This window comes from Parabacteroides chinchillae (genome assembly GCF_900108035.1).
Classification (GTDB): domain Bacteria; phylum Bacteroidota; class Bacteroidia; order Bacteroidales; family Tannerellaceae; genus Parabacteroides; species Parabacteroides chinchillae.
Genome location: NZ_FNVS01000003.1, coordinates 1 through 26329, shown reverse-complemented (window position 1 = coordinate 26329; position 26329 = coordinate 1). Strand labels below are relative to the sequence as shown.

25 protein-coding genes and 3 tRNA genes are annotated in these 26329 nt (G+C 40.2%); 12 read left to right on the top strand and 16 right to left on the bottom strand.

Features of this window, described 5'->3' with window-relative positions; translation table 11 throughout:
• Positions 1–25 precede the first annotated feature (25 nt).
• Positions 26–1279: a M23 family metallopeptidase gene (locus C4S38_RS03305; protein ID WP_103982550.1), complete on the top strand. Its 1254-nt coding sequence runs from the start codon at positions 26–28 to the stop codon at positions 1277–1279.
• Positions 1276–1644 (top strand): YccF domain-containing protein, encoded by a 369-nt coding sequence (locus tag C4S38_RS03300; RefSeq protein WP_103982549.1) that lies wholly within the window; start codon positions 1276–1278, stop codon positions 1642–1644. Before C4S38_RS03305 ends, C4S38_RS03300 begins: the two co-directional genes overlap by 4 nt.
• Here C4S38_RS03300 and C4S38_RS03295 read toward each other — a convergent pair whose 3' ends face one another.
• The 9 genes from C4S38_RS03295 to ribD form a co-directional block, all read right to left on the bottom strand.
• Entirely contained in the window at positions 1645–2313 is a 669-nt protein-coding gene (locus C4S38_RS03295) for a M15 family metallopeptidase (protein ID WP_103982548.1), read from the bottom strand.
• On the bottom strand, positions 2310–3164 hold the full coding sequence (murI, locus tag C4S38_RS03290) for a glutamate racemase (protein ID WP_103982547.1): 855 nt from the start codon (positions 3162–3164) through the stop codon (positions 2310–2312). The genes C4S38_RS03295 and murI overlap by 4 nt, the downstream gene beginning before the upstream one ends.
• A gap of 63 nt (positions 3165–3227) precedes the next feature.
• Positions 3228–3722, bottom strand: coding sequence for an OmpH family outer membrane protein (locus C4S38_RS03285; protein ID WP_103982546.1), 495 nt, complete (start codon positions 3720–3722; stop codon positions 3228–3230).
• Between the two features lie 71 nt (positions 3723–3793).
• A complete protein-coding gene (locus C4S38_RS03280; protein ID WP_099464319.1) occupies positions 3794–4309 on the bottom strand; it encodes an OmpH family outer membrane protein in 516 nt (171 codons plus the stop codon).
• Positions 4310–4387: 78 nt separating this feature from the next.
• Complete coding sequence (gene bamA / locus C4S38_RS03275) at positions 4388–7057, bottom strand: outer membrane protein assembly factor BamA (RefSeq protein ID WP_103982545.1); 2670 nt, start codon at positions 7055–7057, stop codon at positions 4388–4390.
• Between the two features lie 15 nt (positions 7058–7072).
• Entirely contained in the window at positions 7073–7816 is a 744-nt protein-coding gene (locus C4S38_RS03270) for an isoprenyl transferase (protein WP_099464321.1), read from the bottom strand.
• A gap of 15 nt (positions 7817–7831) precedes the next feature.
• Positions 7832–8536 (bottom strand): type IX secretion system protein PorG, encoded by a 705-nt coding sequence (porG, locus tag C4S38_RS03265; RefSeq protein ID WP_099464322.1) that lies wholly within the window; start codon positions 8534–8536, stop codon positions 7832–7834.
• An 80-nt stretch (positions 8537–8616) separates the two neighbouring features.
• Positions 8617–9981 (bottom strand): DUF6242 domain-containing protein, encoded by a 1365-nt coding sequence (locus C4S38_RS03260; protein WP_234999279.1) that lies wholly within the window; start codon positions 9979–9981, stop codon positions 8617–8619.
• A gap of 101 nt (positions 9982–10082) precedes the next feature.
• Complete coding sequence (ribD, locus tag C4S38_RS03255; protein ID WP_103982543.1) at positions 10083–11189, bottom strand: bifunctional diaminohydroxyphosphoribosylaminopyrimidine deaminase/5-amino-6-(5-phosphoribosylamino)uracil reductase RibD; 1107 nt, start codon at positions 11187–11189, stop codon at positions 10083–10085.
• A gap of 52 nt (positions 11190–11241) precedes the next feature.
• On the opposite strand from ribD, the gene prmC reads away from it, so the two are divergent.
• The 10 genes from prmC to C4S38_RS03205 all read left to right on the top strand — a co-directional run bounded on the left by prmC (position 11242) and on the right by C4S38_RS03205 (position 16599).
• The gene (prmC, locus tag C4S38_RS03250; protein WP_103982542.1) at positions 11242–12135 is read left to right on the top strand and encodes a peptide chain release factor N(5)-glutamine methyltransferase; all 894 of its coding nucleotides are present in this window, start codon (positions 11242–11244) and stop codon (positions 12133–12135) included.
• Entirely contained in the window at positions 12132–12623 is a 492-nt protein-coding gene (locus C4S38_RS03245; protein ID WP_103982541.1) for a regulatory protein RecX, read from the top strand. The genes prmC and C4S38_RS03245 overlap by 4 nt, the downstream gene beginning before the upstream one ends.
• A 76-nt stretch (positions 12624–12699) precedes the next feature.
• Positions 12700–13296: a ComF family protein gene (locus C4S38_RS03240; RefSeq protein ID WP_234999278.1), complete on the top strand. Its 597-nt coding sequence runs from the start codon at positions 12700–12702 to the stop codon at positions 13294–13296.
• Between the two features lie 92 nt (positions 13297–13388).
• Entirely contained in the window at positions 13389–14027 is a 639-nt protein-coding gene (gene pyrE / locus C4S38_RS03235) for an orotate phosphoribosyltransferase (RefSeq protein ID WP_099464328.1), read from the top strand.
• 15 nt (positions 14028–14042) lie between these two features.
• Positions 14043–14453 carry an SRPBCC family protein gene (locus tag C4S38_RS03230; RefSeq protein WP_099464329.1) on the top strand — a complete coding sequence of 137 codons (411 nt, stop codon included), beginning with the start codon at positions 14043–14045 and terminating at the stop codon, positions 14451–14453.
• Positions 14454–14465: 12 nt separating this feature from the next.
• A complete protein-coding gene (argH, locus tag C4S38_RS03225; protein ID WP_103982539.1) occupies positions 14466–15809 on the top strand; it encodes an argininosuccinate lyase in 1344 nt (447 codons plus the stop codon).
• Position 15810: 1 nt separating this feature from the next.
• Positions 15811–16245, top strand: a complete 435-nt coding sequence (locus C4S38_RS03220; protein WP_234999277.1) for a Rieske (2Fe-2S) protein — start codon at positions 15811–15813, stop codon at positions 16243–16245.
• A gap of 89 nt (positions 16246–16334) precedes the next feature.
• Positions 16335–16407, top strand: a tRNA-Gly gene (locus C4S38_RS03215).
• Between the two features lie 21 nt (positions 16408–16428).
• A tRNA-Leu gene (locus C4S38_RS03210) sits at positions 16429–16513 on the top strand.
• 13 nt (positions 16514–16526) lie between these two features.
• Positions 16527–16599, top strand: a tRNA-Gly gene (locus C4S38_RS03205).
• A 24-nt stretch (positions 16600–16623) separates the two neighbouring features.
• Here the strand turns inward: C4S38_RS03205 and C4S38_RS03200 are convergent.
• The 7 genes from C4S38_RS03200 to C4S38_RS03170 all read right to left on the bottom strand — a co-directional run bounded on the left by C4S38_RS03200 (position 16624) and on the right by C4S38_RS03170 (position 25972).
• The gene (locus C4S38_RS03200) at positions 16624–18030 is read right to left on the bottom strand and encodes a mandelate racemase/muconate lactonizing enzyme family protein (RefSeq protein WP_103982538.1); all 1407 of its coding nucleotides are present in this window, start codon (positions 18028–18030) and stop codon (positions 16624–16626) included.
• Between the two features lie 12 nt (positions 18031–18042).
• The gene (locus C4S38_RS03195) at positions 18043–19383 is read right to left on the bottom strand and encodes a Gfo/Idh/MocA family protein (protein WP_099464333.1); all 1341 of its coding nucleotides are present in this window, start codon (positions 19381–19383) and stop codon (positions 18043–18045) included.
• Between the two features lie 17 nt (positions 19384–19400).
• Complete coding sequence (locus tag C4S38_RS03190) at positions 19401–20714, bottom strand: amidohydrolase (protein ID WP_103982537.1); 1314 nt, start codon at positions 20712–20714, stop codon at positions 19401–19403.
• 332 nt (positions 20715–21046) lie between these two features.
• Positions 21047–22255 (bottom strand): Nramp family divalent metal transporter, encoded by a 1209-nt coding sequence (locus C4S38_RS03185; RefSeq protein ID WP_103982536.1) that lies wholly within the window; start codon positions 22253–22255, stop codon positions 21047–21049.
• Positions 22256–22263: 8 nt separating this feature from the next.
• Positions 22264–23325, bottom strand: coding sequence for a dihydrodipicolinate synthase family protein (locus C4S38_RS03180; protein WP_103982535.1), 1062 nt, complete (start codon positions 23323–23325; stop codon positions 22264–22266).
• A gap of 5 nt (positions 23326–23330) precedes the next feature.
• Positions 23331–24356 (bottom strand): NAD-dependent epimerase/dehydratase family protein, encoded by a 1026-nt coding sequence (locus tag C4S38_RS03175; RefSeq protein WP_103982534.1) that lies wholly within the window; start codon positions 24354–24356, stop codon positions 23331–23333.
• Between the two features lie 245 nt (positions 24357–24601).
• Positions 24602–25972, bottom strand: a complete 1371-nt coding sequence (locus C4S38_RS03170; RefSeq protein WP_103982533.1) for a Gfo/Idh/MocA family oxidoreductase — start codon at positions 25970–25972, stop codon at positions 24602–24604.
• Positions 25973–26329 lie beyond the last annotated feature (357 nt).

Sequence of the window (26329 nt, the reverse complement as noted above, 5' to 3'; positions counted from 1 at the left end):
AAATTTGCCATACTAAAAAGAATGTATGAAGAAACAAAGTATTATTTATATCTTACTGGTTTTATTGGTAAGCAGTCTTTCCTGTACACATGTCAAACAAACGGAAGAAGAAGTAGACAGTGAATGGATAGACAGTCTGCAACATATCTACCAATACGGAATATGTATTGACTCATTGAATGTAAACGAATACATGATAAAAAGCGGAGATAATCCGGCTACAATCTTTTCAGGTCTGGGCTTTTCGGCTCTGCAGGCAGATAGTATAAGCAAGTCTTCACGGCATGTATTAGACCCAACCAAACTACGTGCCGGAATGCATTATTGCACCTTTACCACAAATGATAGTGTTGCTGCCATACGTTATATTGCCTTTGCCAAGTCGTTAACCGACTATGCTATTATAGACTTTACCAATGATACTATATGCGCTTACGAATTTTCAAAACCCATCATCCTGAAACGTAAATATGCAGAAGGCGTTTTAAACTCTTCACTCTGGAATGTGATAAAGGCTTCAGGTGCAGATCCGCTTCTTGCACTGGAGCTGTCTAATAATGTGTACGCATGGCAGATAGACTTCTTTGATGTAAAGGAAGGGGATTCGTTTAAGGTATTATATGACGTTGCTTATATCGATGATACAACGGCGCTCAAAATAGCATCCGTCGAAGGGGCAATCTTTACTCACCGGGGAAAAGATTTTGTTGCTATTCCATTTACCCAGGATAGCATCTCTGAATATTTTGATGAAGCGGGAAACAGCCTCAGAAAAGCATTTTTGAAAGCGCCATTGGATTTCTTCCGTATCACTTCCCGGTTTACCAATGCCCGCTTTCATCCTATCTTAAAAAGATACAGGGCACATCACGGCGTAGACTACGCCGCTCCTGTCGGGACTCCGGTTAAAAGTATCGGAGACGGTACCGTTATAGCAAAAGGTTATCAGAGAGGAGGAGGGAACTTCTTAAAGATTAAGCACAATTCCGTTTATACCACAACTTATATGCATCTTAGCAAGTTTGCTCCGGGAATTAAGGTTGGAAGTCATGTAAGGCAAGGACAAGAAGTTGCTTATGTAGGTTCTACCGGGCTTTCAACAGGACCCCATCTCGATTTTCGCGTACACAAGAACGGACAGCCAATCAATCCTCTTCAAATGGATGCTCCCCCGTCTAAACCCATAAAACCGGAATTAACAGACAGTTTTAAGATTATAAAGCAACAAGTATTGGCAGAAATAGATAGTTTTGCATCTATAAAACAAAAAGGCTTATGAAATTCCTCGGAAACATTATCTGGCTACTTTGCGGAGGTATTATTACCAGTATAGAATACTTAATATCCAGTCTGCTGTTAATGATTACTATCATAGGTATACCATTCGGATTACAAACATTGAAGTTGTCCATGTTGGCTTTGTGGCCATTTGGCAGCCAGGTTACAGACAATGGCAATTCCGGAGGTTGTCTCTCATTGATCATGAATGTAATATGGATATTCATAGGCGGCATCTGGATTTGTCTGACGCATCTCGGTTTCGGCATTTTGTTATGTATTACTATTATCGGAATCCCTTTCGGCCGTCAGCACTTCAAACTGGCAGCACTGGCATTAGCACCTTTTGGAAAAAACATTCATTGATCAATCTATCACCGGATACAGCCTACGAGCATCTGTACGTGAACAGGCATTAAAGTGCCACCATTCATAGGATATAATGCGGAAACCGGCTTTCGTCATAACTCGACGAAGCAAACGGCGATTATTATATTCTTGTTGGTTTATTTTACCTTGCTTCAATAGTGCTTCTTCATTGGAAGTATGTGCTTCTTCGCCGAAATAGTCGAACGGGCTTCCCATAGGTAGAGGTATGCCTGTTTCATCCAGTATTGTAACATCTACAGCCATACCATAATTATGCAGACCACCGCCATTAGCAGGGTTACTCACATAATTCGTTTTATCTGTTCCTCTAACCAAGCTCCACATTTTACGCTGGACGGACATAGGACGAGCAGCATCATACACTACAATTGTCCACGCAGGATGTTCCAATTTCAATAACCTTTGGGCTTTTACCAACATACCGGCAGCTTCGAAGCGTAACCAAGCTTGAGATAATCCTTTATATACAGCCTGATTCATAAAGTTATCCTGTTGGGCATACTTCAATTCTACACAGATAGTACTATCTAATGTTCTGATATTAATCAATCCTTTCGAAGACAATAAGCTATCCAAGTCTCCTTGTTGTACGGCAAAACAACAAATAAACCGAACCAGAAATACTATAATCCAGCTATATTTCATCGATCAATAGAAATCTGTTCCACTTGGATTGTATCACTCAAAAATAAGGACGCAGCTTCAGAAAACTTTTCAGCCGACTCTGTCGTTAAGAAACGGCTTCTACCCTCTTTCGTCAGTCTCGCATCCATTTCAGAATGGCGTCTTAAATAATCCTGTAAACTCTTTGCGACATATTCGCCCTGAGAAAAAAGCGTTATCCCTTTAGGCAAATTGGCTTCGATTTTATTTATTAACAAAGGATAATGTGTGCAGCCCAAAACCAAAGTATCTATTTCAGGATCGGCAGAAAGTACGTGTTCCAAATGTTTCTTTACAAAATAATCGGCGCCGGGAGAATCAAATTCATTATTTTCCACCAAAGGGACCCACATCGGGCAAGCTTCTCCGGTAACCTTTATATGCGGAAACATTTTTCCTATTTCCATCGTATAGGAACCGGACGATATTGTCCCGTTAGTTCCTAAAATCCCTATATGCTTTGTCTTGCTAATAGTATCCATTAGTTCAACAGTAGGACGAATAACCCCTAAAACACGCCTTTCTGCATCCCAGCCAGGCAAATCACGTTGTTGAATAGTTCGCAAGGCCTTAGCAGAAGCCGTATTACAAGCCAGTATCACTAGCCGGCAACCTTCTTCAAACAACTTCATTACAGCTTGTCGCGTAAACTGATAAACTACCTCAAAAGAACGAGTGCCGTAAGGTGTTCTCGCATTATCGCCCAAATAAATATAATCATAATCCGGCATGACAGACCGTATCTTATCAAAGATTGTCAAGCCACCATAACCGGAATCAAATACACCGATCGGACCCGGTTTTTGCGAATAGTATTTATTCTTTGCTTCCATTTATAATAAACAAAGGATGCCTTTCTATAGAAGGGCATCCTTTCCTTTTATTCAGATAATATATTAAATACCTAATTTAGACTTCACGAAAGAAGTAGCATCAATTGCATTCGTTCCTGTATAAAGCAATACCTGAGGGTCTACAATATAAGTATAACCTTTTTCGTCACCTACAGCTTTGATTGCTTTCTGGATCTTATCCTGGATAGGCTGAAGCAATTCACCCTGTTTCTTCTGTATATCCTGTTGAGCTACCTGCATGAAATTATCTATGCGTCCGCGGATATCTTCAATTTCCTGCATTCTGCGCAATTTGATATTCTCGGTCAATGAATCTTGCTGAGCAACAAAATCTGAATACTTCTTTGTGTATTCATCCTGCATCGTCTTCAATTCACCTTTATATTTTTCATTCAAGTCTGCCATTTTCTTTTCCATATCGCCAGCATCAGGTAATGCCAAAAATATATCCTGAGTATTCACATAAGCAATTTTCACTTCCTGTGCAATAGCTCCCAGAGGGAGAATCATAAACAATAAGACAATAAGTTTCTTCATTTTTCTTTATATTACTTTGTTATTAATCAATTCAATTACTTGCCGTGCTTAAAGCGCACAAATGTAAGCATTTATTTTGAATATCCTAATTTTATCAGCACTTCATTACTAATATCAATTTTTGGAGATGCAAAAATAATACTCATAGCTGAAGCTCTATCCATTACCAACTGATACCCCTTATCTTCTGAAATTTCTTTTACTGCATTATAAACCTCATCCTGAATAGGTTTCATCAGACTTTCACGTTTTTTATACAGTTCCCCTTCAGGTCCAAAATATTTACGTTTCAAATCCTGAGCTTCCTGCTCTTTCTTCACGATTTCTTCTTCACGCTTTGTTTTCATTTCGGCCGAAAGAAATACCAAATCGCTCTGATAAGTTTTATACATATTCTGGGCTTCCTGTTGGATTGCCTCTACCTCATTCTGCCATTTCTTTGAAACCTGGCTTAACTGCTCGTTAGTCATTTCGTATGCCGGTATATTCTTCAGAATATATTCCATATCGATCAAAGCAAACTTCTGAGCCATTCCCGCAAAAGAGCAAAGGAATATAAAGCAACTTAAAGCAATTATCTTTTTCATACTTTTACCTTTCATGTTTCATCTTATGACTGCAAATATAGCAGAGGGTTTATAATATAGAATCTAAATTACGTTAATTTAGAATTCTTGTCCAATAATAAAGTGGATATTGCTACCACCACGCTTGCTTGAATAGTCGGGAGTATCAAATCCGTATGCCCAGTCAATACCCATCAATCCGATCATCGGAAGGAAGATGCGGACACCCACACCAGCCGAACGTTTCAGATCAAACGGATTAAATTCCTTCAAAGTTCTCCAGGCATTACCTGCTTCAGCAAATACCAAACCATAGATTGTTGATGAAGGTTCCAACAAGAACGGATAGCGCAATTCCATTGACAAGCGTGAGTAAGCATAACCATAAGAATTATAACCGCCATTACCGGCAATACTTCCGTTTTCATATCCTCTCAATCCGATTGTTTCAGTTGCATAAGTACTTGAATAACCGCTCATACCGTCACCGCCCATATAGAATGTTTCAAACGGAGACCTCTTATTCTTATCATAAGAACCCAAGAATCCATATTCAACACGTGTCATCAATACCGGTGTGCGTTTTACTGTCAACGGAGCTAACGGAGAGAATATCTTAGCTTTGAATTTCCATTTATGGTATTCGATAAAACGGAACTTGGTCGGGTCTTGATCGCTTAATGATCCGTAATCCTTATTATCGAACAAAGAGAACGGAGGAGTTGCACTCACTGATAAAGAGAACTGAGAACCGCGACGAGTATACAACGGGTTATCTATAGAGTTACGTTGCAACATCAATTCCAAGTTGATGTTATGACATGTACCATTGTTTACAAGGAAGTAATCCCAATCATGCATTTTGTACATCTGATAATTCAGTGTTGCCATGAACTGGAAGAAATCATCCGGCCAATTTAAACGCTTACCATAACCGGCAGAAAGACCAAACATCATGATATATTTTTCCGGGTTCAATGCAGCTTCATAGTTATAATTATTACCATAACCATAATTTCCATATCCATAGCCACCATAACCACCATATCCGCCATAATAATTATATGGATTATAACTATTATAGTAATTATTATTATAATAGCTGCTGCTAATATCGGTTTGCCTTGAGAAATAAGCGCTTAACGATAACGTATTCGGACGTTTACCGCCAAACCAGGGATCCATAAACGAAATACTATATGCCTGGTAATAGCGTCCGTTGGTCTGTCCGCTCAGAGTCAGAGTCTGTCCTTCACCTTGCGGTATGACACCTTTATAAGTAGAAGGATTAAATAAGTTCTTTACAGAGAAATTGGTAAACTTCAAACTTAATTTACCGATCACACCTGTTTGTCCCCAACCGGCAGAGAATTCGATCTGGTCATTAGCTTTAGATACCAGATTATACTGGATGTCCACAGTTCCATTTTCGGCATCCGGTATTGGTTGCGGAACCAGGTTTTCCGGGTCAAAGTGTCCCATCTGTGCAATTTCACGAACAGAACGCATCAAATCTTCACGACTGAATAACATACCCGGTTTAGTACGAAGTTCACGACGAACGATATCTTCATACAAACGGTCGTTACCATTAATTATAATCTTATTAATAGAGGCCTGAGGACCTTCCTGAATACGGATTTCCAAAGAGATAGAATCATTATCTACATCTACTTCCACAGGATCGGCGTTAAAGAATAAATAACCGTTATTGAAATACAGGTTCGACACAGCGTCTTCATCACTTTGCAAACGTTCTCCTAATTTCTTCTGGTTATATACGTCGCCGGGCTTCATTCCTAACAAGAAGTTCAACTGCTCCGTAGGATATTTTGTATTACCTACAAAAGAAATATCCCGCAAGTAATACTTATCACCTTCGTCAACCTTTATATAAACATCAACACGTTTATCATTATAATTCACAACACTGTCTTCCAGAATTACAGCATCACGATAACCGTGTTCATTATATTTATCAATAATATTTTTCTTATCCTTATCGTATTCTTCCGTTGTAAACTTCTTTGTGCTGAACATCTCAAGGACACTGGATTTCCAGTCATTCTGAAGGTTGAATTTTTCATTCGTCTTCTTCATAGCCTTTTTCAAGTCGCGATCCGTCAACGCTTTATTCCCATCAAAGTGAATTTTACGAATTTTGGTCTTTTCATGCTTATTAATGAATATATCCACTATAACTTCACCTTCATGGGAAATATCATCTTTCTGAAGAATTTCCACATCCACGTTCTTATATCCTTTACCATCAAAAAACTTCTGGATTAATATCTTGGCACGGTCCATCACGTTCGGCGTTACCTGAAAGCCTTTCTTTAAGCCTAGTTTAGCTTCAATATCCTGTTTTTCCCCTTTCTTAATGCCGTGATAATTAACTTCCGAAATACGAGGACGTTGCTTTAATTGTATTTCCAGCCACACCTGGTCTCCTTCAACCTTAGTAGCCAATATCTTTACATCAGAAAACAGTCCATGCCTCCAAAAACGTTTTATGGCTGTCGTTATTTCATCTCCGGGGATAGTAACTTCATCTCCTACGGATAATCCGGAGAAACCGATCAACACAAAATCATCATAATTCTTAATACCCGTTACCTTAATATCTGCAATTTTATACTTCTTTGGCAACGAATAAGAAAAAACCGGTAACTCTGCCGGTTTTTCAACCTGGGTAGTGTCAGTTTCCTGAGCAAATGCTCCGCATGCAAAGCCCAGAAAAATAAAAAACAGCACTATTCTTTTGTACATATAACAGCTAATTGTTTATAAGATTAATTGCTCACTTGTCTTACCAAAACGGCGCTCACGCTGTTGATAATACAATATAGCTCCATACAATTCTTCTTCTCTGAAATCAGGCCAGAACACATCTGTAAAATATAATTCTGCATACGACAACTGCCATAGCAGGAAATTACTGATGCGTTTTTCTCCACCGGTACGAATCAATAAATCCGGATCGGGGATGCCTTTTGTCGTTAGATGGTCTGAGACAACAGCCTCAGTTATATCGTTGGGGGTTATTTTCTTATCTGCCACTTCTCCAACAAGCGTTTTAACAGCCTGTACAATTTCCCAACGGGAAGAATAACTTAAGGCCAACACCAATGTGGTTCCTGTATTAACTGAAGTTTTATCAATACATTCCTGTAAAGTTACACGTGCATCTTCCGGCAAACGGGATAAATCGCCAATAGCCATCAGACGTACATTATTTTTCATCAAATCAGGAGTTTCCCTGTGAATAGCCGATACTAACAAACTCATCAAGGCTTGTACCTCCTGTTCCGGACGATTCCAATTCTCTGTAGAAAAGGTATACACCGTCAGATATTTCAAGCCGATAGCAGTTGCCGCCTCCACAATTTTACGAACAGAAACGACACCTTCCTGATGACCGAAACTACGGTCTTTACCCTGAGCTTTTGCCCAGCGTCCGTTTCCATCCATTATAATAGCCACATGCTGTGGCAAGCGTTTTCTGTCTATTTCTTCAAACAACGACATTTTTTATTTCGTATCTTAATAACCACTTATACTGTTCTTGTTATTACATGGTCTGTTACGAGGTCCGAAATCCCATGTAACAGAAAGCAACAATAAAGAATACCAATCTTTATTCTTCAAAAAGCTGCTCTTTATTCCATACGGATTATCCAAAACTGCATTTCCCTCCAGATTGTCGCCAAACAATTTCCGGAAAGAAAATTCGCATCCCAGATTAATCCGGTTCTTTAATTTATACTTTACGCCAACGCCCAAAGGCACATTTACACTGGCCATAGTGCTTCCATTACCTGGGGCAACCGTCATTCCAAGCCCTAACAATACGTAAGGCGAAAACCGTTTAGCATTTGCATAAGCAAACTTATCGCTATACGGAAAAAAGTTGAACTCCATTTGTCCACCCAATTCTATCAGGTTCCGATTAAAAGAAACCTGCGCATTATCAGGAAAAACATTATCCAACCCTGCGGTACTCCCCGAAATACGTCCCCATAACAAATCGGCTTTTACAGCCCATCTGAAATTAGCATTATAACGAAACACAGCACCCAATGCAGGATTCAAGCCTTTAAAAAAGGCATTCTTGTTTGCATCCCCCATATAATAGGCTCCGCCTGCCATTCCGCCAATTTCATATTTGTATTCCTGAGCATATAGTACAGGAAATGAACCGGTTAAAAGGATAATTATCAATATACGTTGAAAGAAAGTAGAAGTCATACGCTTTACTGTTATATATACTACATCTCTTTTCTAACGATAAAAGCCTGATAAAATTATACTTTTCTCCAAGGAACTTTCTAGTCCTTAAATCCCAGCCGGTTTATGCGACCACGCCAGATTTCATCCAACACTTTCGAATTGTTGCTTGTTTTTCCGCCGAAAATAAGCATATATTTTTCTTTATCTACCAATACTGAAGAAAAGCCTCTGGCCTTATATGATTCGGGCAACACAACCATCGAATCTATTTCAGACCATGTCACGCCGTTATCTATTGAATTATATATTGTTTTAGAGGGCTTACCAGCAGCGTCAATTCCTCCTATCAGGAAGAATTTATCATCATAGCGCGATAACATAGTGCCTTCGCTTGGCACTAAAACATCTGTTCCTTCGTCCGAAAGAATAGCCCATGAAGTAGCATTCATTGTTGCCCAAACAGTATTACTCAGCTGACCGTTGCTTGTTCTACCACATGCAACTGTTAAACGCTCTTTATACATAATATTATGCGTTGCCGAACCAAAACCTGTAACAGGGAAATTGACCGGAACAATGTTTCCTTCCGTCCAATTTTGAGATTTATCCATTGCAGCAAACTTCAATGTTCCATCCTTATCAATAATGGTAGCTAATGCTGACGGCTGGCTTACGCCACCTTCTTTTACACCACCCAACAAATACTTCACAACCGGTGTATTATCCAGCACAGACCAATTTTGCCCATCTACAGACTGATAAACAACACCTTTTGTTCCAGGAGCATACAGAACGCCCTCATATTCAGTAATCTGAGAAAGACGTACTTCATTATCAGGCAATCCGGACAAAGAAAGTTCGTCCCATTTTTTTGCATCCGAAGCTGCCGAACGATATAATTTATAGCTTTTATCCGTTGCCGGCTTCACATACATATAATAATAATCGGAACTATTCACATTAAAAGCAACAACTTTTTCTTCGTCAATGCTCAGACCAGTTACCTTATCTGCATACAAAGACCAAACCATTGAATCGGGAACGACCTGATGAATGTTGACCTGAGCCAAATATGTTTTAGAAAACTGTCCGTCATAAGAATAGGTAATAAACTTCACCGGTTTGGAAAAGTCAAGAGAATCTGTTCCATTCCAAGGAATAGTATCTCCTACAGCTTCTTGTATAACCTGAACCTGAGCCGTACCGGAAGCAAAGTTAACGGTACAAACAACTTTTTCAATTTCGGTTCCATAAGCCATTGAATCTATATTGAAAATACGTCCGTCCAACTGGTCTATTGTAAAATCGACTTTCGACAGCTCGGGTACCGAATCGTTTTTCAGAGTAAAAGAAGTAATCTGGCAATTTTTGGGTATGGTATACTCCACATCATCCGACCCCAAACAGGAATTCATCAACAAAACTAAGCATCCTGCTAGAAATAGTATTATTTTATTTTTCATCAAAAACATAAGTTTGTTGCATATAAAGGCACAAAAGTAGAAACATTTTTGGCTTTATACCTAATACATGCTAATATTTATAATATTTTAGTGCCAAGTCTTTATAATATATCCGGCCTTTTATGAATATACTCCGTAATAAAACGTCCCGATGATTTCGGAAAATGGCCTCGATGATTTTCAGAAAACATCCCGATGATTTCCTGCGAAGCCGAGGCCTGCATCCAAGTCACATCCGGAGCTTTTATTCCACCACCCAGAGAAACCGGAGCTGTCTCTATACGAATCTTATCCCATAAGCCGGCACGAATAAATTGTTCCAAAAGGAAAGGGCCGCCTTCAACCATTAAAGAATCTATTTTACGTTTATATAAATTATTTAATACCTGGGACAATACATCTTGGGAAAAATCAATCCGTACATATTCTACATTAGGAATGCCCTGCATTTCTTTTTCCGTAAATACAAGCGTAAGTACAGAGCCGTCCAGCAAATGATAATCGGCAGGTATCGATAAATCCCTATCCAACACAACCCGTACCGGAGACTTACCAGTCCAATAGCGAACGGTTAACGAAGGATTATCCAATAAGGCAGTACGCGTTCCTACCATAATAGATGCTACTTCGGAGCGAAGTTTGTGTACGCGCATCAGTGTTCCGGAAGAAGATAGAATAACCGGGGGGTCAAATACATTTGCCCGCATACGGTCCATATATCCATCCGCACTCTGAGCCCATTTTAATACAATATACGGACGTTTACAAATCTGCGAAGTCATAAACGGAAGATTCAGCTCATAAGCCTCTTTTTCCAAAACACCGGTTACGACTTCTATTCCGGCCTCACGTAACATCTTAACTCCTCGTCCCGAAACTTCAGGAAAAGGGTCAAGACATCCTATTACCACCCGGGGAATATGTTTGCGGGTAATGAGTTCCGCACATGGAGGCGTTTTCCCATAATGAGAACAAGGCTCAAGACTCACATACATCGTTGCGTTCTGCAACAATGATTCATCCTTTACCGAAGCAATAGCATTTACTTCGGCATGAGGCAACCCACATTTCCGGTGAAACCCTTCACCTATAATTTTACCGTTATGTACAATAACAGCACCAACCATAGGATTCGGGCTTGTATAGCCTTCCCCGTTCCGGGCAAGTGCAATGCAACGCGCCATATACTTATCTTCAACCTCTATCATAATCTTTGCATATAAATGGTTTTTGCACTATTTTTGCACCAAAATAAAAAGCATGACTGAGACCGTATCCTATATAAACAACTCTCTTAAAGACTACTATCCTGCGAGCGAAATCAAAGGTTTCACCAGATTGATTATGGAGCGTGTTTGCGGACTTCAGCCTTACCAGCTCTTGCTTGGCAAAGGTAATGAATTATCCGACAAGGAGAAGGCAGAAATCAAGGAGATTGTTGAACGGCTAAAAAAATCGGAACCTATCCAATATATATTAGGTATTGCCGATTTTTCAGGATATGAATTCAACGTAACCTCTTCGGTATTGATACCCCGGCCGGAAACAGCCGAGTTGGTAAACAAAATAAGGGAAGATCAAAAAACAGCACTGCCGCTCCGTATACTTGATATCGGAACAGGAAGCGGATGTATCGCCATCTCATTGGCAAAACTACTAAAACAATCCGAAGTGTATGCAATAGATATTTCAGAAAATGCTTTAGCCATCGCCAAGCAAAATGCAAAGAAATTACAAGCAGAAATCCGGTTTGTTCAAGCCGACATTTTATCGCCGTCTGTTTTTGAATCCTTCCGGGAGAAATTTCAATTTCTTTCGAGAGAGAACCAAAATTCTTCCGATTGGGGCTTTAATATAATTGTAAGCAATCCGCCTTATGTAATGGAAAAAGAAAAAGCAGAAATGGATGCAAATGTACTGGACTACGAACCCCACCTTGCCTTATTCGTATCAAACGACGACCCACTTCTGTTTTATCGAACCATTGCACGCCTGGGTAAGCAATGGTTATCCCCAAACGGATTCCTTTATTTTGAAATAAACGCCCGGTGCGGAAAGGAAACAAAAGGAATGCTAAAAACAGAAGGATATAAAAACATTGAACTAACAAAAGATTTTTACGGTAAAGACCGGATTATAAAAGCACAGATATGAAACAAATAACCGAACCTGAATTACTGCACCGTGCAGCGGCTTATTGTTCATCAGCCGAACGATGTATACAAGATGTGAAAAAGAAAATAGACGCAGCAGGATTACCAACCGAAGCAGCACAACGCATCATAGATCGTTTACTCAAAGAGAAATTTATTGATGAAGAACGTTTTTGCCGGAGTTTTGTAAACGACAAGCTGCGCTTCAACAAATGGGGACGCATCAAAATAGCTTATGAATTACAAAAGAGAGGAATCCCCGCTTCCAAACGGGCCGAAGCTTTAAATAATATTGACGATGAAGAATATCGCGATATACTTCATTCTTTATTAAAAAATAAAAAGAAAACAACAAAAGGAAAAGACGAGCGCGAACTATTTAACAAATTACTTCGTTTTGCTTCCGGAAGAGGTTTTGAAAGCAGAGAAGCTGTCATTTGTTTGCAACAGTTATTTAAAGGGAGTAACTATGCCGACGATTTTGAATGACATATTAAACCTTTTCTTTCCCAATTTATGCAGATTATGCAAAAAGCCCCTTATAGACGGAGAAAATCAAATATGTTTGAATTGCCTATATGACCTGCCTCGCACCAATTTCCATAAAATCAAGGCTCTTAACCCTGCAGAACAATTATTTATGGATAATCCAAACATTGTCCATGCTTATTCGTTTTTATATTACGGGAAAGGCGGCAACGTACAAAAACTCATACACTCTCTTAAATATTACGATAATAAAGAACTTGGTTATTTACTGGGAAGACAAGCCGCACTTGAACTGCAAAAGGTAAACAGTCCGTTATGTAAAACAGAACTACTTCTCCCCGTTCCTCTACATCCAAGAAAACAAAAACAAAGAGGGTATAACCAGTCTGAATGGATTGCACTCGGATTAAGTTCCGTCTGGAATACACCTATCAACATGTCTGTATTACAACGAACCAAAGAATCCGACACCCAGACCCATAGAACCACATATAACCGATGGATAAACGTAAAAGACATTTTTGCCGTACAAAATACAGATGAATTAAAAGGCAAACACATTCTTTTGATAGACGACGTAATAACCACGGGGTCAACGATTAGCGGATGTATTAAAGCTTTACACGTTGTCCCGGGCTTACAAATTAGTGTGTTTTCTGTTGCCATAGCCTGAATATTAACAAAAAATTAATACACAATATTCAAGGTTATGTCATAGGGTTTAACTAAATTTGCAAACTGGTATAAACACATTTATTAGGTTGTATGAAAACACTGGAAAGATTAGTAGCAGAGAGATTATTAAAGATTAAGGCTGTCAAATTGCAGCCCGCAAATCCTTTTACATGGGCATCAGGATGGAAATCTCCGATCTACAATGATAACAGAAAGACACTGTCTTATCCGGAAATCAGAAGTTTCATCAAATTAGAATTAGCCCGTACTATCAGCGAAAAGTACGAAAATGCAGATGCTATTGCCGGTGTAGCTACAGGAGCTATCGCCCAGGGAGCATTAGTTGCAGATTTACTAGGCCTTCCGTTCGTATACATCCGTTCTACACCCAAAGATCATGGCTTGGAAAACCTGATTGAAGGAGAATTGAAACCGGGATCAAAAGTAGTTATCGTAGAAGACCTGGTATCTACAGGCGGCAGCAGTTTGAAAGCAGTACAGGCTGTACGGAATTTTGGCTGCGACGTTGTCGGTATGGTTGCTATCTTTACTTATGGTTTTCCTGTTGCCGTACAAGCATTCAAAGATGCAAAAGTTACATTGACAACATTAAGTAACTACGATGCCGTATTGGAAGAAGCCGTACGTACCGACTATATTGACGAATCGGAAATCGCAATTCTCCAGGATTGGCGTAAAGATCCGGGTAACTGGAATCCTCAAATCTAAAATACGGAGGTACTGATGACCGAATTTGTTAGTGAGATCAAAACAATCCCACATAATGATGATCGCATCTTTGCTATGCTATCCGATCTTTCCAATCTGGAAAAGATCAAGGATCGTATTCCGCAAGATAAGATAAAAAATTTTGAGTTCGACAGCGATTCATGCAGCTTCGCTGTCGATCCTGTTGGCAAGATTACATTTCAGATAGTGGATCGTGAGCCGAACAAAACTATTAAATTTACAACAACCAATTCGCCCGTTCCGTTAAATCTGTGGATTCAGTTAAAACAGGTTGAAGAAAACGACACAAAGTTGAAAATGACAATCCGCGCTGAATTGAATCCATTTATCAAGCCAATGGTTTCAAAACCCCTACAGGACGCTTTAGAGAAAATATCAACAGTGATAGCTTCCTTACCTTATTAATTTCTTTTTATTATGTCTCAGAAACTTTGGGAAAAAAATGTCCGGGTAGACCATGAAGTGGACATTTTTACAGTAGGTAAAGACCGCGAAATGGATCTTTACCTTGCAAAATATGATGTATTGGGTTCGATGGCACACATCACCATGCTGGAGAGTATCGGTCTGCTTACAAAAGAAGAACTGAATATCCTATTAGCTGAACTCAGGAACATTTATACCGTAGCCGAAAGCGGACAGTTTATCATAGAAGAAGGAATAGAGGATGTTCATTCCCAGGTAGAACTTATGCTGACTCGCCGTTTAGGGGACATTGGTAAAAAAATCCACAGCGGACGTTCACGTAACGACCAGGTATTACTTGACCTAAAGTTATACACAAGAGCACAGATACAAGAATTAGTTGCACTTGTTACCAAGCTGTTTGATGTGCTGATCGAACAAAGCAACCGGTATAAAAATATTTTATTACCGGGATATACCCATCTTCAAGTAGCGATGCCCTCCTCTTTCGGTTTATGGTTTGGAGCTTATGCAGAAAGCCTGGCAGACGACCTCCAGTTGATGCAGGCAGCTTACAAGGTATGCAACCGCAACCCGTTAGGCTCTGCAGCCGGATATGGTTCATCTTTCCCGCTAAACCGACAGATGACAACAGATATTCTCGGCTTCGATTCTCTCAATTATAACGTTGTATACGCGCAAATGGGCAGAGGCAAAATGGAGAGAACAGTAGCTTTTGCTATGGCAGGTATAGCCGCAACTTTATCCAAACTTGCTTTTGACGCATGTATGTTCAACAGTCAGAATTTCGGTTTTATTAAACTGCCGGACCAATTTACAACAGGCTCCAGTATTATGCCACATAAAAAAAATCCGGACGTTTTTGAACTGACACGAGCCAAATGCAACAAAATACAAGGTCTTCCGCAACAGATTACGTTGATAAGCAACAATCTTCCCTCCGGATATTTCCGTGATCTTCAAATCATCAAAGAGGTATTTTTACCTTCATTTGACGAACTAAAAGATTGTCTCCGTATGGTGACTCACATGATGCGTGAAGTAAAAGTAAACGAACATATCCTTGATGACGACAAATACGCTTTATTATTCAGTGTGGAAGAAGTAAACCGTCTTGTACTGGAAGGTGTACCCTTCCGGGATGCATACAAACAAGTAGGATTAAACATCGAAGCCGGTAAATTTACTCCGAACAAAGAAGTACATCACACACACGAAGGCAGTATCGGTAATCTATGCAATGATTACATTTCGGCACTTATGCAAAAAGTAGTGGATGGCTTCTCTTTCGAACGTATGAATGAAGCGGAAAAGAAATTAATAGAAGGAAAATAATATGACAAAGCGAATCCTTATCTGCCTCTTGACATTTATGGTTCTATCTTGTACAAAAATAGAAGAATCCAGTATTCCTTTTGCCAATGTCTTCCTAAAGTTAGACTTAGCTTTCCAGGACAAAGAATTATTGACCCTATTTAGTTACAAAGAATATACGAAACCCCGTTATGCAGGCGAAATGACAGGATTTTCCGGGGTACTCGTAGTTCATGGCAATGACAATTATTATGCATACGATCTGTGTTGTCCCTACGAAGCGGAACAAAGCACAAAAATAGTTTCAACAAATGCAGGTATAGCCAAATGTCCTAAATGCGGGACAGAATATGATATTTCTTATGGAGCAGGAAATCCGATGAAAGGTCCATCCAAGTTTGCTTTAAGGAGATATAACGTATACATGAACGGTCAGGAATTGATTGTAAGAAACTAAAAAAATCAGCTTCTCAACTTAACTTTTTCAGGAAAACATTTGCATGTGTAAAACTTTTATCTACCTTTGCACACGCAAACGATAACAATGCGGAAGTAGCTCAGTTGGTAGAGCATAACCTTGCCAAGGTTAGGGTCGCGGGTTCGAGTCCCGTCTTCCGCTCATCTCTTAAGAGAAAGGGATGCTCGAATGGTGGAATCGGTAGACACGAAGGACTTAAAATCCTTTGGCTATTGCAGCTGTGCGGGTTCAAGTCCCGCTTCGAGTACTGTTTATTTGTTGCGGAAGTAGCTCAGTTGGTAGAGCATAACCTTGCCAAGGTTAGGGTCGCGGGTTCGAGTCCCGTCTTCCGCTCGCTTCCAAAAGGCCTCGTAATTCTTAGGAATTGCGGGGCTTTTTACTTTCTAATAACCGGTCATAATAGGCAGAAGGTTCAAAAAGACCACCACTCCTTGCATAGTATTCTTCATTCAAATTATATATACCATCTTTGACCGTTGTCCATTCTTCGCCAGACGAAGGACTGTAAGTTTGCATCTGTTTCCAGTTTTTATAATTCTGGTTTCCATTCGTTTCCAGTAGTCCTACTTTTAAGCCAGGGAAAGGCAGCAGACGGGCTGCAATATTTTTATTCCATTCTGCCAAAAACGGAGAAGCTGTCAGATCAGCACAAAAACACGGTATATTGTTCTCATAAGCAATTTGGGCTATCTTCATCGTCATACTCATTGTTTTGGCAACAGCTTTCAATGCTATAGCCTTATATCCCATTTCAATACGGATCAAAGCATCTCTATCGGTATGGGCACTTTCATCAGCCGCTATACGTATATCCACATCGTTCACATCAATGTCATACTCCTCGGGGAAAGGTTCTTCTATTATAGCAATCTGCTCATATGCCCCTATTTTACGGGCATGATCTATGAAACGAAGTAAGGTTTCTTTCTTTTCATACCTTCCGTTGGCATCCAGATAATAAAGAATCTTTCCATTTTCTGTATGAGGTGTTGTAATATGGCCTATTGTCTGATGAATTTCAGTCAGCCGGTCGCAATCCTTTTTCAGCATATCTTCCTGAGTACCGGGTTGGCCTATTTTGATCTTCGGAAAGAAATATCCTTCCGAAACCATATGCTTCATCTCCTCAGGAGAAACATTGTATGATATCAAAGGAATGCAAGCTACCTGCTTATGTTGCAACGACAAAGCTTTTCTATATACTTCAGGCACCATATCATCAAAGCTACTAATGCCATTTTCAGCTGCATACAATAACCAGGCTGCATTATCCACACCAACTAAAGCATTCAACACAAACGTTTTTCTCAAACGATGGTTTCCTGTTATCACCTTACCATATTCGTAAACCTCTTCAAATATCTCATCCAGCAACTCCATAGGCGAATAAAACGTTTTTCCTTTTATTATGCCTAAAGCTTTCTCTGTAAGAGCTAACATTAACGCATTTCCTGCACTTTCCGAATGTTCGGTAAAAACAGACGAATCGCTCCACAAAATACTTTGCGTGCCAACTCCTATTTTTCGGATACCGGATTCACTCTCCAATAAGCAGATAGATTGCCACAGCTCACTAAGATAACCGCCTTTAAATCCGAACGGACGGATCAACGGTTCACGTTCAAAGTTTAATCCGACATCAGCAATTTTGATGCTTCGTCCGGTAATCTTATTTGCACACTTCTGTAATCCCAACATATCTATCACTTTATCAGAAGAAGCAGCCATCATGCTTAAATTCTTCATGAAGCTTCGTCTGTCCATTTTATTTTACTTTTATAATTTCACTTCCCAACCTTTTTGATATTCCCTGGTCCAGAGATTCTTAGTATCAGGGGCATTTAAAATCTGTCCATTACTGCTGTCTATTTCCAACGAATGTCCAACCCGATGAGAGATATTGCCTAATTGCATCAACAAAGTACTTTTATGCCCGGTAAGAATATCTGCATTCAACTTTTCTCCCTTCAAGATTCCATCCAAGAAATTGCGGATGTGGAAACCGTCTAGTTCCTTAGCCGGATCGACCAGGTTACGGGCATCAATATCAATCTTGCTATATACTTGTTTTACCTTCTTATTGTCCAGATCATAAATAATATAGCCATCACTTCCGGTAATCACCATACTGCCTTTCTCGCCATAAAACATAGCGCCTACGGTACTGCCTTCAATTGTGCGTCCGTTACAGCTACGGCCTTCCCATACCATACTTTTATTATTACCAAATTCAAGATTAATCACTTGTGTATCGGGAGTTTCCCAATCATCCTGATAACGATAACGTCCTCCATAAGAGTTTACCTTTGTTGGATAGTCCACTCCCATTCCCCAACGAAGAAGATCAATCATGTGCGTACCGTTATTAGCCGACTCGGATGTGCCCCAATGCCAGAACCAATGCCAATTATAATGCAGAAAATTAGGTTTATAGCCAACACGTGGAGCAGGCCCTTGCCATAAATCCCAATCCAGCCATTCCGGAACCGCAGTCACCTTCTCTATACCAATCGAAGGTCTGTTATTTGTGTACCACGCTTTTCCAAAATAAGGATTGCCTATTGCGCCTTCTTTTATTTCGTTGATTCCCTGAATCACATTCGGCCACGAACGACGTTGTGTACCCATCGCCACAACCCGCTTGTATTTATCTGCAGCTTTTACCAGAATCTCCCCTTCTTCCGGGCAATAGCTACATGGTTTTTCCAGATATACATCTTTTCCGGCCTTCATTGCCATCAATGCAGCATACGCATGCCAATGGTCGGGGGTAGCAATCATTACGGCATCTACGTCCTGAGCTTCTATCATTTTACGGATATCGCCTTCCGGTTTGGGAGCATTGCCTGTTATCTTTTCGATGGATGCAATACTTTTTTCAATAGCTCTTTTGTCTACATCACATACATAGATAACTTCACAGTTTTTCTGTTTACAGAAGTTATTGGCCAGTGCAAAACCACGTGCATTTACGCCGGCAGCTCCCACACGAATCCTGTCGTTTGCTCCTACTATCCGTGCATAGCTCTTTGCACTAAACCCGGGTAGCACACCTCCCACAGAAACTAATGCCGTACCCATCATTGCTTTTTTCAAAAAATTACGTCTTGTTGTCATGATATTTATATTTTGTATTATTCGGATATAAATGAATTTAATAAATTAAGATACTCACTCTTAGATAAAACCGGCACATAGTCTTTTAATATATCGGACAAATTGGCGGGGTTCTCGGTTAATAAATCGGCTAATGTTTGCGCTACAATCTTTGCCGGAGTAACAACTGCCGATTCATAATTGGTTACTTCAAAGTTTGCCGCATGCAGGAATCCTTTTGTTCCCCCGGCTGTAGCATGTATACCCGGCATTAAATGAGAAATATCCCCCATGTCGGTAGAAGCCTTGAAATGTCCCATTCTTATGATCTGTTTTTCCGGCATAAACTGTCGGGCATTTGCAGCAAAACAATCATTTATAGCGGAGTTACAAATTAAAGGAAGATAGCCGGGCAAAGTCTTTATACGGGTTGTTGCCCCCACAGCCTCACCTCCTGATTTAAAAGCCCTGTCGAATTTCAGCGATACATCCCGAACCCCACCTACAGTAGATGAGCGGACATAAGCTTCCAGCCTGACATCGGCAGGAACACTGTTCACACTTTCTCCACCTTTTGTTATGATAAAATGAACCCTGCTATGTTCTTCATCCTTAAAGGTCTCGCGCATAGCGTTAATCGCATTAATACCGGACACGGCAGCATTCAAGGCATTGACGCCCTCGTGGGGATAGGCAGCCGCGTGTGCAGCCTTTCCAATATATTGCACCTGCTTACTGTTAAATCCACTGCCAGTATCATATATACCAATGGCCGGCCCCGGCAAATCGGATTCGGCATGTACCATCAAGGCAGCATCTATATCATCAAACTCGCCCAGACGTACCAGTTCCTGCTTACCTCCGAAGTATTTTATCTTTCCTTCCTTCTTCAATGCCTCCCTGTATCCCAACTCTATATATTCTTCTGCAGGTACGGCAAAGAATGTGACATTACCATTCAAAGAATCAGCTACTCCCGACAATTTCATAGCCTTGGCAACCAGCATAAGAATTCCGAGTTGTAAATTATGCCCGCAGGTATGGGTAGCACCCGATACAGCATCGGCATGCGGGCTTTCACGGCAAACAATTCCATCTAATTCACCCAGTACAGCTATATTATGTATTGGTTCATCCGTATCTTTCAACTTAGCTTTTACGCCAGTCAAAGCTAGATTCTCTTTCACTTCATATCCGCATGACCGCAGATAATCGGCCACTAAACCGGAAGTACGTACCTCCTTAAATCCTAATTCGGGATGATATCCAATATCCTTCACCAATTCTAAAACTTCTTCAGAACAGCGGTCTATTTCATTTATAAGTATTCTTTTTAATTCTTCTGTGTTCATTGATTTATGCCATCAAAAAAACTTTTGTATAAAAACCGGTATGCAGAACTAGCTTATAAGGCTATAGGCTAATCTGTTTCCTTATTTATATTAAATTTTTCTTCCTGATTTTTTAAGTTTAATGTACTGTAGTTTTATTCTTTTGACCAAGGACGAAATTAATTTTGAGCTTGGTAGTAATTAATTTTCCCCTAGGTAAAAATCAATTTTCAGCTAGGCCAAAAGAATAAAAGTACCTGTATTTACTATTAAATTGTGCTTCTTTCAAAGCCAGTATATAGCTATATTACCATTCAGGCTTCCAAATCTCACAATCTGTACATTCTATCTTTCTACACCAACGACAGTAATTGTTTGGATGATAGAAAAATAACCCAGACAGTTGCAATATTAAGTATAATATTTTCGGACAGTGTATTTTTATGTACTCCCATTATCTTTTTATTATTGGAGAGGAAACATAACACAACTGCCACCAATGGTGCCCCAAGAACAGTCATTGCCTGCGCAAAAATTATGAGTTGTATCGGGTTAGAATCAAAGAACACAGCAACCAGCGTACTCAATGCCAATACAGCGGAAGCAAATATCTTCACCCATTTATCATTAACGGATTGGCCTAAATGCAGAGCATCTGCCAGAAAGATTCCGCTCATTACAGCATTGGCTACATAAGAAGAAAATGAAGCGGCAAACAACCCGATCAGAAACAACCATTTAGCTAATGGGCCCAACAAGGGTTCCAACTGTAATGCCATATCGATAGCGCTGTTCACCTGAATGCCTTTAGGTGCCAGTACCGCAGCCGAAGTTACAATAATGATGGCACTTAACAAGCCAAGTGTTACTATCCCGATAACGGCATCCCGCAATCCTTTTTTTAAATCGGAAAGATGCCAATTCTTGCCCTGTACCATATAAACCTGACCTGCTGCCGCTGCAACACTAAATGATGTGGAAGCAATTGCTATCAGAATACTTACATCAGAAGGAACAGAGGGAATAAAGCCTTTCAATAATTCAACGCCATCTATCCTGGCCCTGAATAAGTTTCCGGCAAACGCAACAATCATCAGAATTACAAGGAACACCATTACCTTCTCCAGCAAGTTGTAAAAGTTGGAAGAAGTCCATATAAACAATAATGTAACTATCAGGAATAAGACAGCCCATATAGCAATGCCACCTCCAAACAGAGTATCCATAGACAAGCCTACACCTATTGTGTTGCCTGTTTGAAAACCGGCACAACTGAAACATACGCTTAAGCCCATGAGTATGGAGAGCGTCCGTCCATAGTTTTGTTCAACAATAGACAATAATGATTTGGAAGAAATACAACCCACCCTGGCAGCCATCCGGGTAAAATAAATCATGAAGAAGACAGAAACCACAATTACCCACAGAGTAGAATACTGCATTGTAGCACCGGCCTTACTGCAAACAGTAAGGGTGCCCGGCCCTAAAACCATTGCAGCCGTTATGAGCCCGGGACCCAGTATCTCGAATATTCTCTTAAAGCTAAACTTTCTTATATCCATACGTGTAGTTATTTCAACCATTCGGACAAATGCTCACTTACAAAAGCATCGTCATTCAAATGAGGATAAGCTTTATATATCCGGGTTATTTCATCGTATTGTCCGGGAGACAACACTTCCTGAAGGTTCAGACACCATGTGCCTTTAAACAATCCCTGGCGTCTTAGCACTTCATGCAAACCGGGAATACATCCGGCAAAGTTATTAGCCGTATCAAAGAATGCAGCATTCGTGTCCGTTATCTGAATACCTCTGGTAAGCAGTTCATGTGGAATATCTTTGCCGGAATCGAGCAGAGCATGTATCTCATCCAGCAATTCTACAGCTTTACGGGTCCAAACACACCAATGCCCTAAAAGACCGCCTTTTATCCGCACCTTTTTCACCTCATTTCCGGAAGAGACAGCATATTCCGTCAACAAGTCCGGAACAATATTATCGTCGTTGCCGGTGTAAAGCGTTATTTCGTTTTCCTTATTGGCATCACATACGGCGCGAACAACATCAAATGTTCTGTAACGGTTAAACGGGGCCATCTTTATACCAAGCACATTCGGTATCGTTGCAAATTCTCTCCAAAATTCATAAGGTAACACCATACCACCAACCGATGCCTGAAGATAAAAACCTATCACCGGCATAACAGCCGCAACTTGCCGGCAATGAGAAAGAAGATCTTCCACCGAAGACTCCTTCAATGCTGCCAGGCTCAATAAACAGGCATGATATCCGGCAGATACAGCAAAGCCAGCCTCACGCACGGCTTGTTCTGTTTTTCCGCAAACGCCTGCTACTTTCAGTATTTTCCGTCCCGAAGCCCACGAATCAATCTCGGCAGATACGGTAGACAAAACCTGCTCGAACATTCCGTGTTCGCGTATTTCAAATTGGGTAGAATGTACTCCCACAGCCAAACCACCCACACCTGCATCTATATAATAACGAATCAAAGCTTTCTGGTGTTTTTCATCAAACTTCCGTTTCTCATCCAGCGCTAACGGCACGGCCGGTATTACGCATCCTTTTCTAAACGAGCTTAGTATATCTTTATCAATGTCTTGTATCTTCATAGCTTTTAGTATTTTCCGTTATTTACTTCAAAATGTGTAGGTTTATTCAATTCACGTCCGCCTTGCATAATCCATTCGGCCTGCATACGTATAAGTTCTTTTGCCTGTATAGACGGCGTTCCGAAATAGCCAAAAGCTTTTCCGGAGTTATTCAAATAAGATGTATCGGCCGAAGGAATCTGCAAATCCAGCTTTTTCCCCATTATCAGGGCCATTTCTTCGGCAACATCTTTTACAGACAGTATCTCTGTGCCGGTAATATTCAAATAGTTTGCAGGAGAAGTACAGTGGTCTAACGCCAGAAGCGTATAATTATTAGCGTCGCCTTGCCACAAAATATTAAAGTATTCTACTCCGGAAACAACCGTCTCTTCCTGCCATATCTTCCTGCCAATGTCTGATAATACGCCATATCTAAGGTCTGTAGAATAATTCAGACGCAATAGTAATACCGGAGTATTATTCTTTTGAGAGAAATATTCAAAAACTCTTTCTCTGCCAAGGCACGACTGGGCATATTCGCCCACTGGTTCCGGATGATCCGTTTCCACAGATCCACCCGAAAGTTTAGACACTAGCGGATATACACAACCCGTTGAGAAAGCTACAATTCTGGAATTTTTATAATACTCTGCACAATAAGAGGGCATCAGCACGTTCATTGCCCAAGTCAGAGCTTCCGAGCCGTCGGTTCCGAATTTTCGTCCCGCCATAAACACTACGTTCTCTGTAAGTGGCAATCGCAGAAGTTGTTCCCTGTCGTTCAAGTCACAGGCTATTGTTTCGATTCCCCATTCTTCCAGTTTATTCCGCCCGGCCGGGTCCGAAAAACGCGATACCGCATAAATCTTTTTATTTACTCCTGCCTTCTCAACAGCCCTTTTAGCCATCAAGGATAAAGACAAACCAATTTTACCATTGGCGCCTAGTATGGACAAATCGCCAGGTAACCTTTTAAAAAACTCTACCAATCGCCCGGAAGGCTGGGCAATCAACTCATCTAACTCTAATTCATTTAATGGTGTTCTCATATATATGTAATTTATTCATTGATCAAAGACCTCCGTCCCTGATCAAGTATTAGCCATTAGTCATCTGCCCGATAGTCGGGGCATACTTCGTTTTTACTCTGCTACAAAACAATAACTATATTCACAGTGGTATCAATATTCAATTGATACGGTAAAGATAGTATTAAATTTTTTAGCGAACACTCTCATAGCCCGACTATATCTCCAATTAGTAGGAAAGAATTAAATTTGTCCTTCCGGTTCATTCATAAAGACCAAGGTTTCCTATACTCATAATGCAAGAGTTTATTAGCCTCATCACAGTTTGTAACCCGCTCATTTATAGAATCCCATATGATTCTTTGTTTTACTTCCAACGCTATATTAGCCAGTAATGCAAACGATGAAGAGCGGAAACTTTGCTCGATAGAAGAAACCGGTGTTTGCCTTGACTTTACACAATCAATAAAATTGCTTACATGTTTAAATGCAAGGTCTTCTTTCGGACTGTCATACTCCTCTGCCTCATAAGGTTTATCCCAACTTTGAAACTGGCCGGATCTGGCCGGATATAAACGGTATCCTGTGTCGCTTATATATAAACTGCCTTTTGTACCTATTATTTCTATATTTCCATATTTTAGCCCGGGAACCGTAGTTGTTTCACAAACCCTGAAGTTAAATAATTTACCGGAAGCAAATTCGTATGTTATTTCCATATTCTCAGGAATATCGCGGTCGTCTTTTATTATATGATTCGAACCGACAGCCGTAATTGCAGAAGGTGCATTCTCTCCAATCAGCCATTGTACAACATCAATATAATGAGACCCGTTGTTTGCTATCTGAGAAGAATAATCCTTCCACCACCTAAACATATAAGGTGCTATATTATACTGATATTCCCGATAAGCACGCGGTCCCAACCACATATCCCAATTAAAATCTTCCGGGGGAATTTCCGGTTTCATCCTTCCAATGCCATCCGGAGTCATATTACTATAATAATGAGACGAAATCATCGATATTTCTCCAAGTTTTCCACTTTTTATAATTTCCGGGATTTTATTATATAGTGCAGAACAACGTCTTATATATCCAACACTCACTATCCGGTTCGTTCTTTTTACAGCATCTACAATTTTACGTCCTTCATGGATAGTCATAGACACCGGCTTTTCCAGATATACATCTTTTCCCGCATTTACCGAATCTATTGCCTGCAACGCGTGCCAATGGTCGGGAGTAGCAATACATACTGCATCCACATTCTTATCATCAAGCAATCTCCGATAGTCTTCATACCGGGCAACATCAGAGCCCAATTGTTCCTTCATTTGCGGAACCGGACGGCCTTTGGGTAAAAAATAGCGAGGATCAACCTGGCTATAGTTGCGGTACAAATAAGGTTTATACAAATCGCACAATGCCGTAACCTTTACGCCAGGCACTTTTAAGAATGCCTCCAGCAATTGACTTCCCCGGTTACCAACACCAATAAAGCCCATTCGAATCCGCTCATTAGCACCGATGATACTTCCCTTTACATCAATAGTCGGAAATCCCATCCCCACTGTCAAACCAGCAGCAGCCAACGATGATTTTTTTATGAAATCACGACGTGTAGTATTAATCATAATTTTTATTTATTGGAAGTTAACTTTCAGGGAGCTGTACTATTTCTGACATAATACAGCTCCTTTCTTATCAACTGGCTTTTATCTCTTAGGTGCAATTATTCTTCGTATTCCGTAATAAAGCATGCGGAACACCAAAACAATAAAATAATAAAGGATACTAATTGCCAGGACCCAGAGTAATTGAGTACATAATTCTATCCACCTCGTATCAAATACTGCAATAGAAACAATATTCGTCACAAATGCCAGTACAAAACAGACACCAAAGATCAATAATTCAGTGCGTTGCCTTTTTGTTGTTATTGTTATATTTAAGTCTCTCATAATTATGCATCAAATGAATAAGGTATTTTG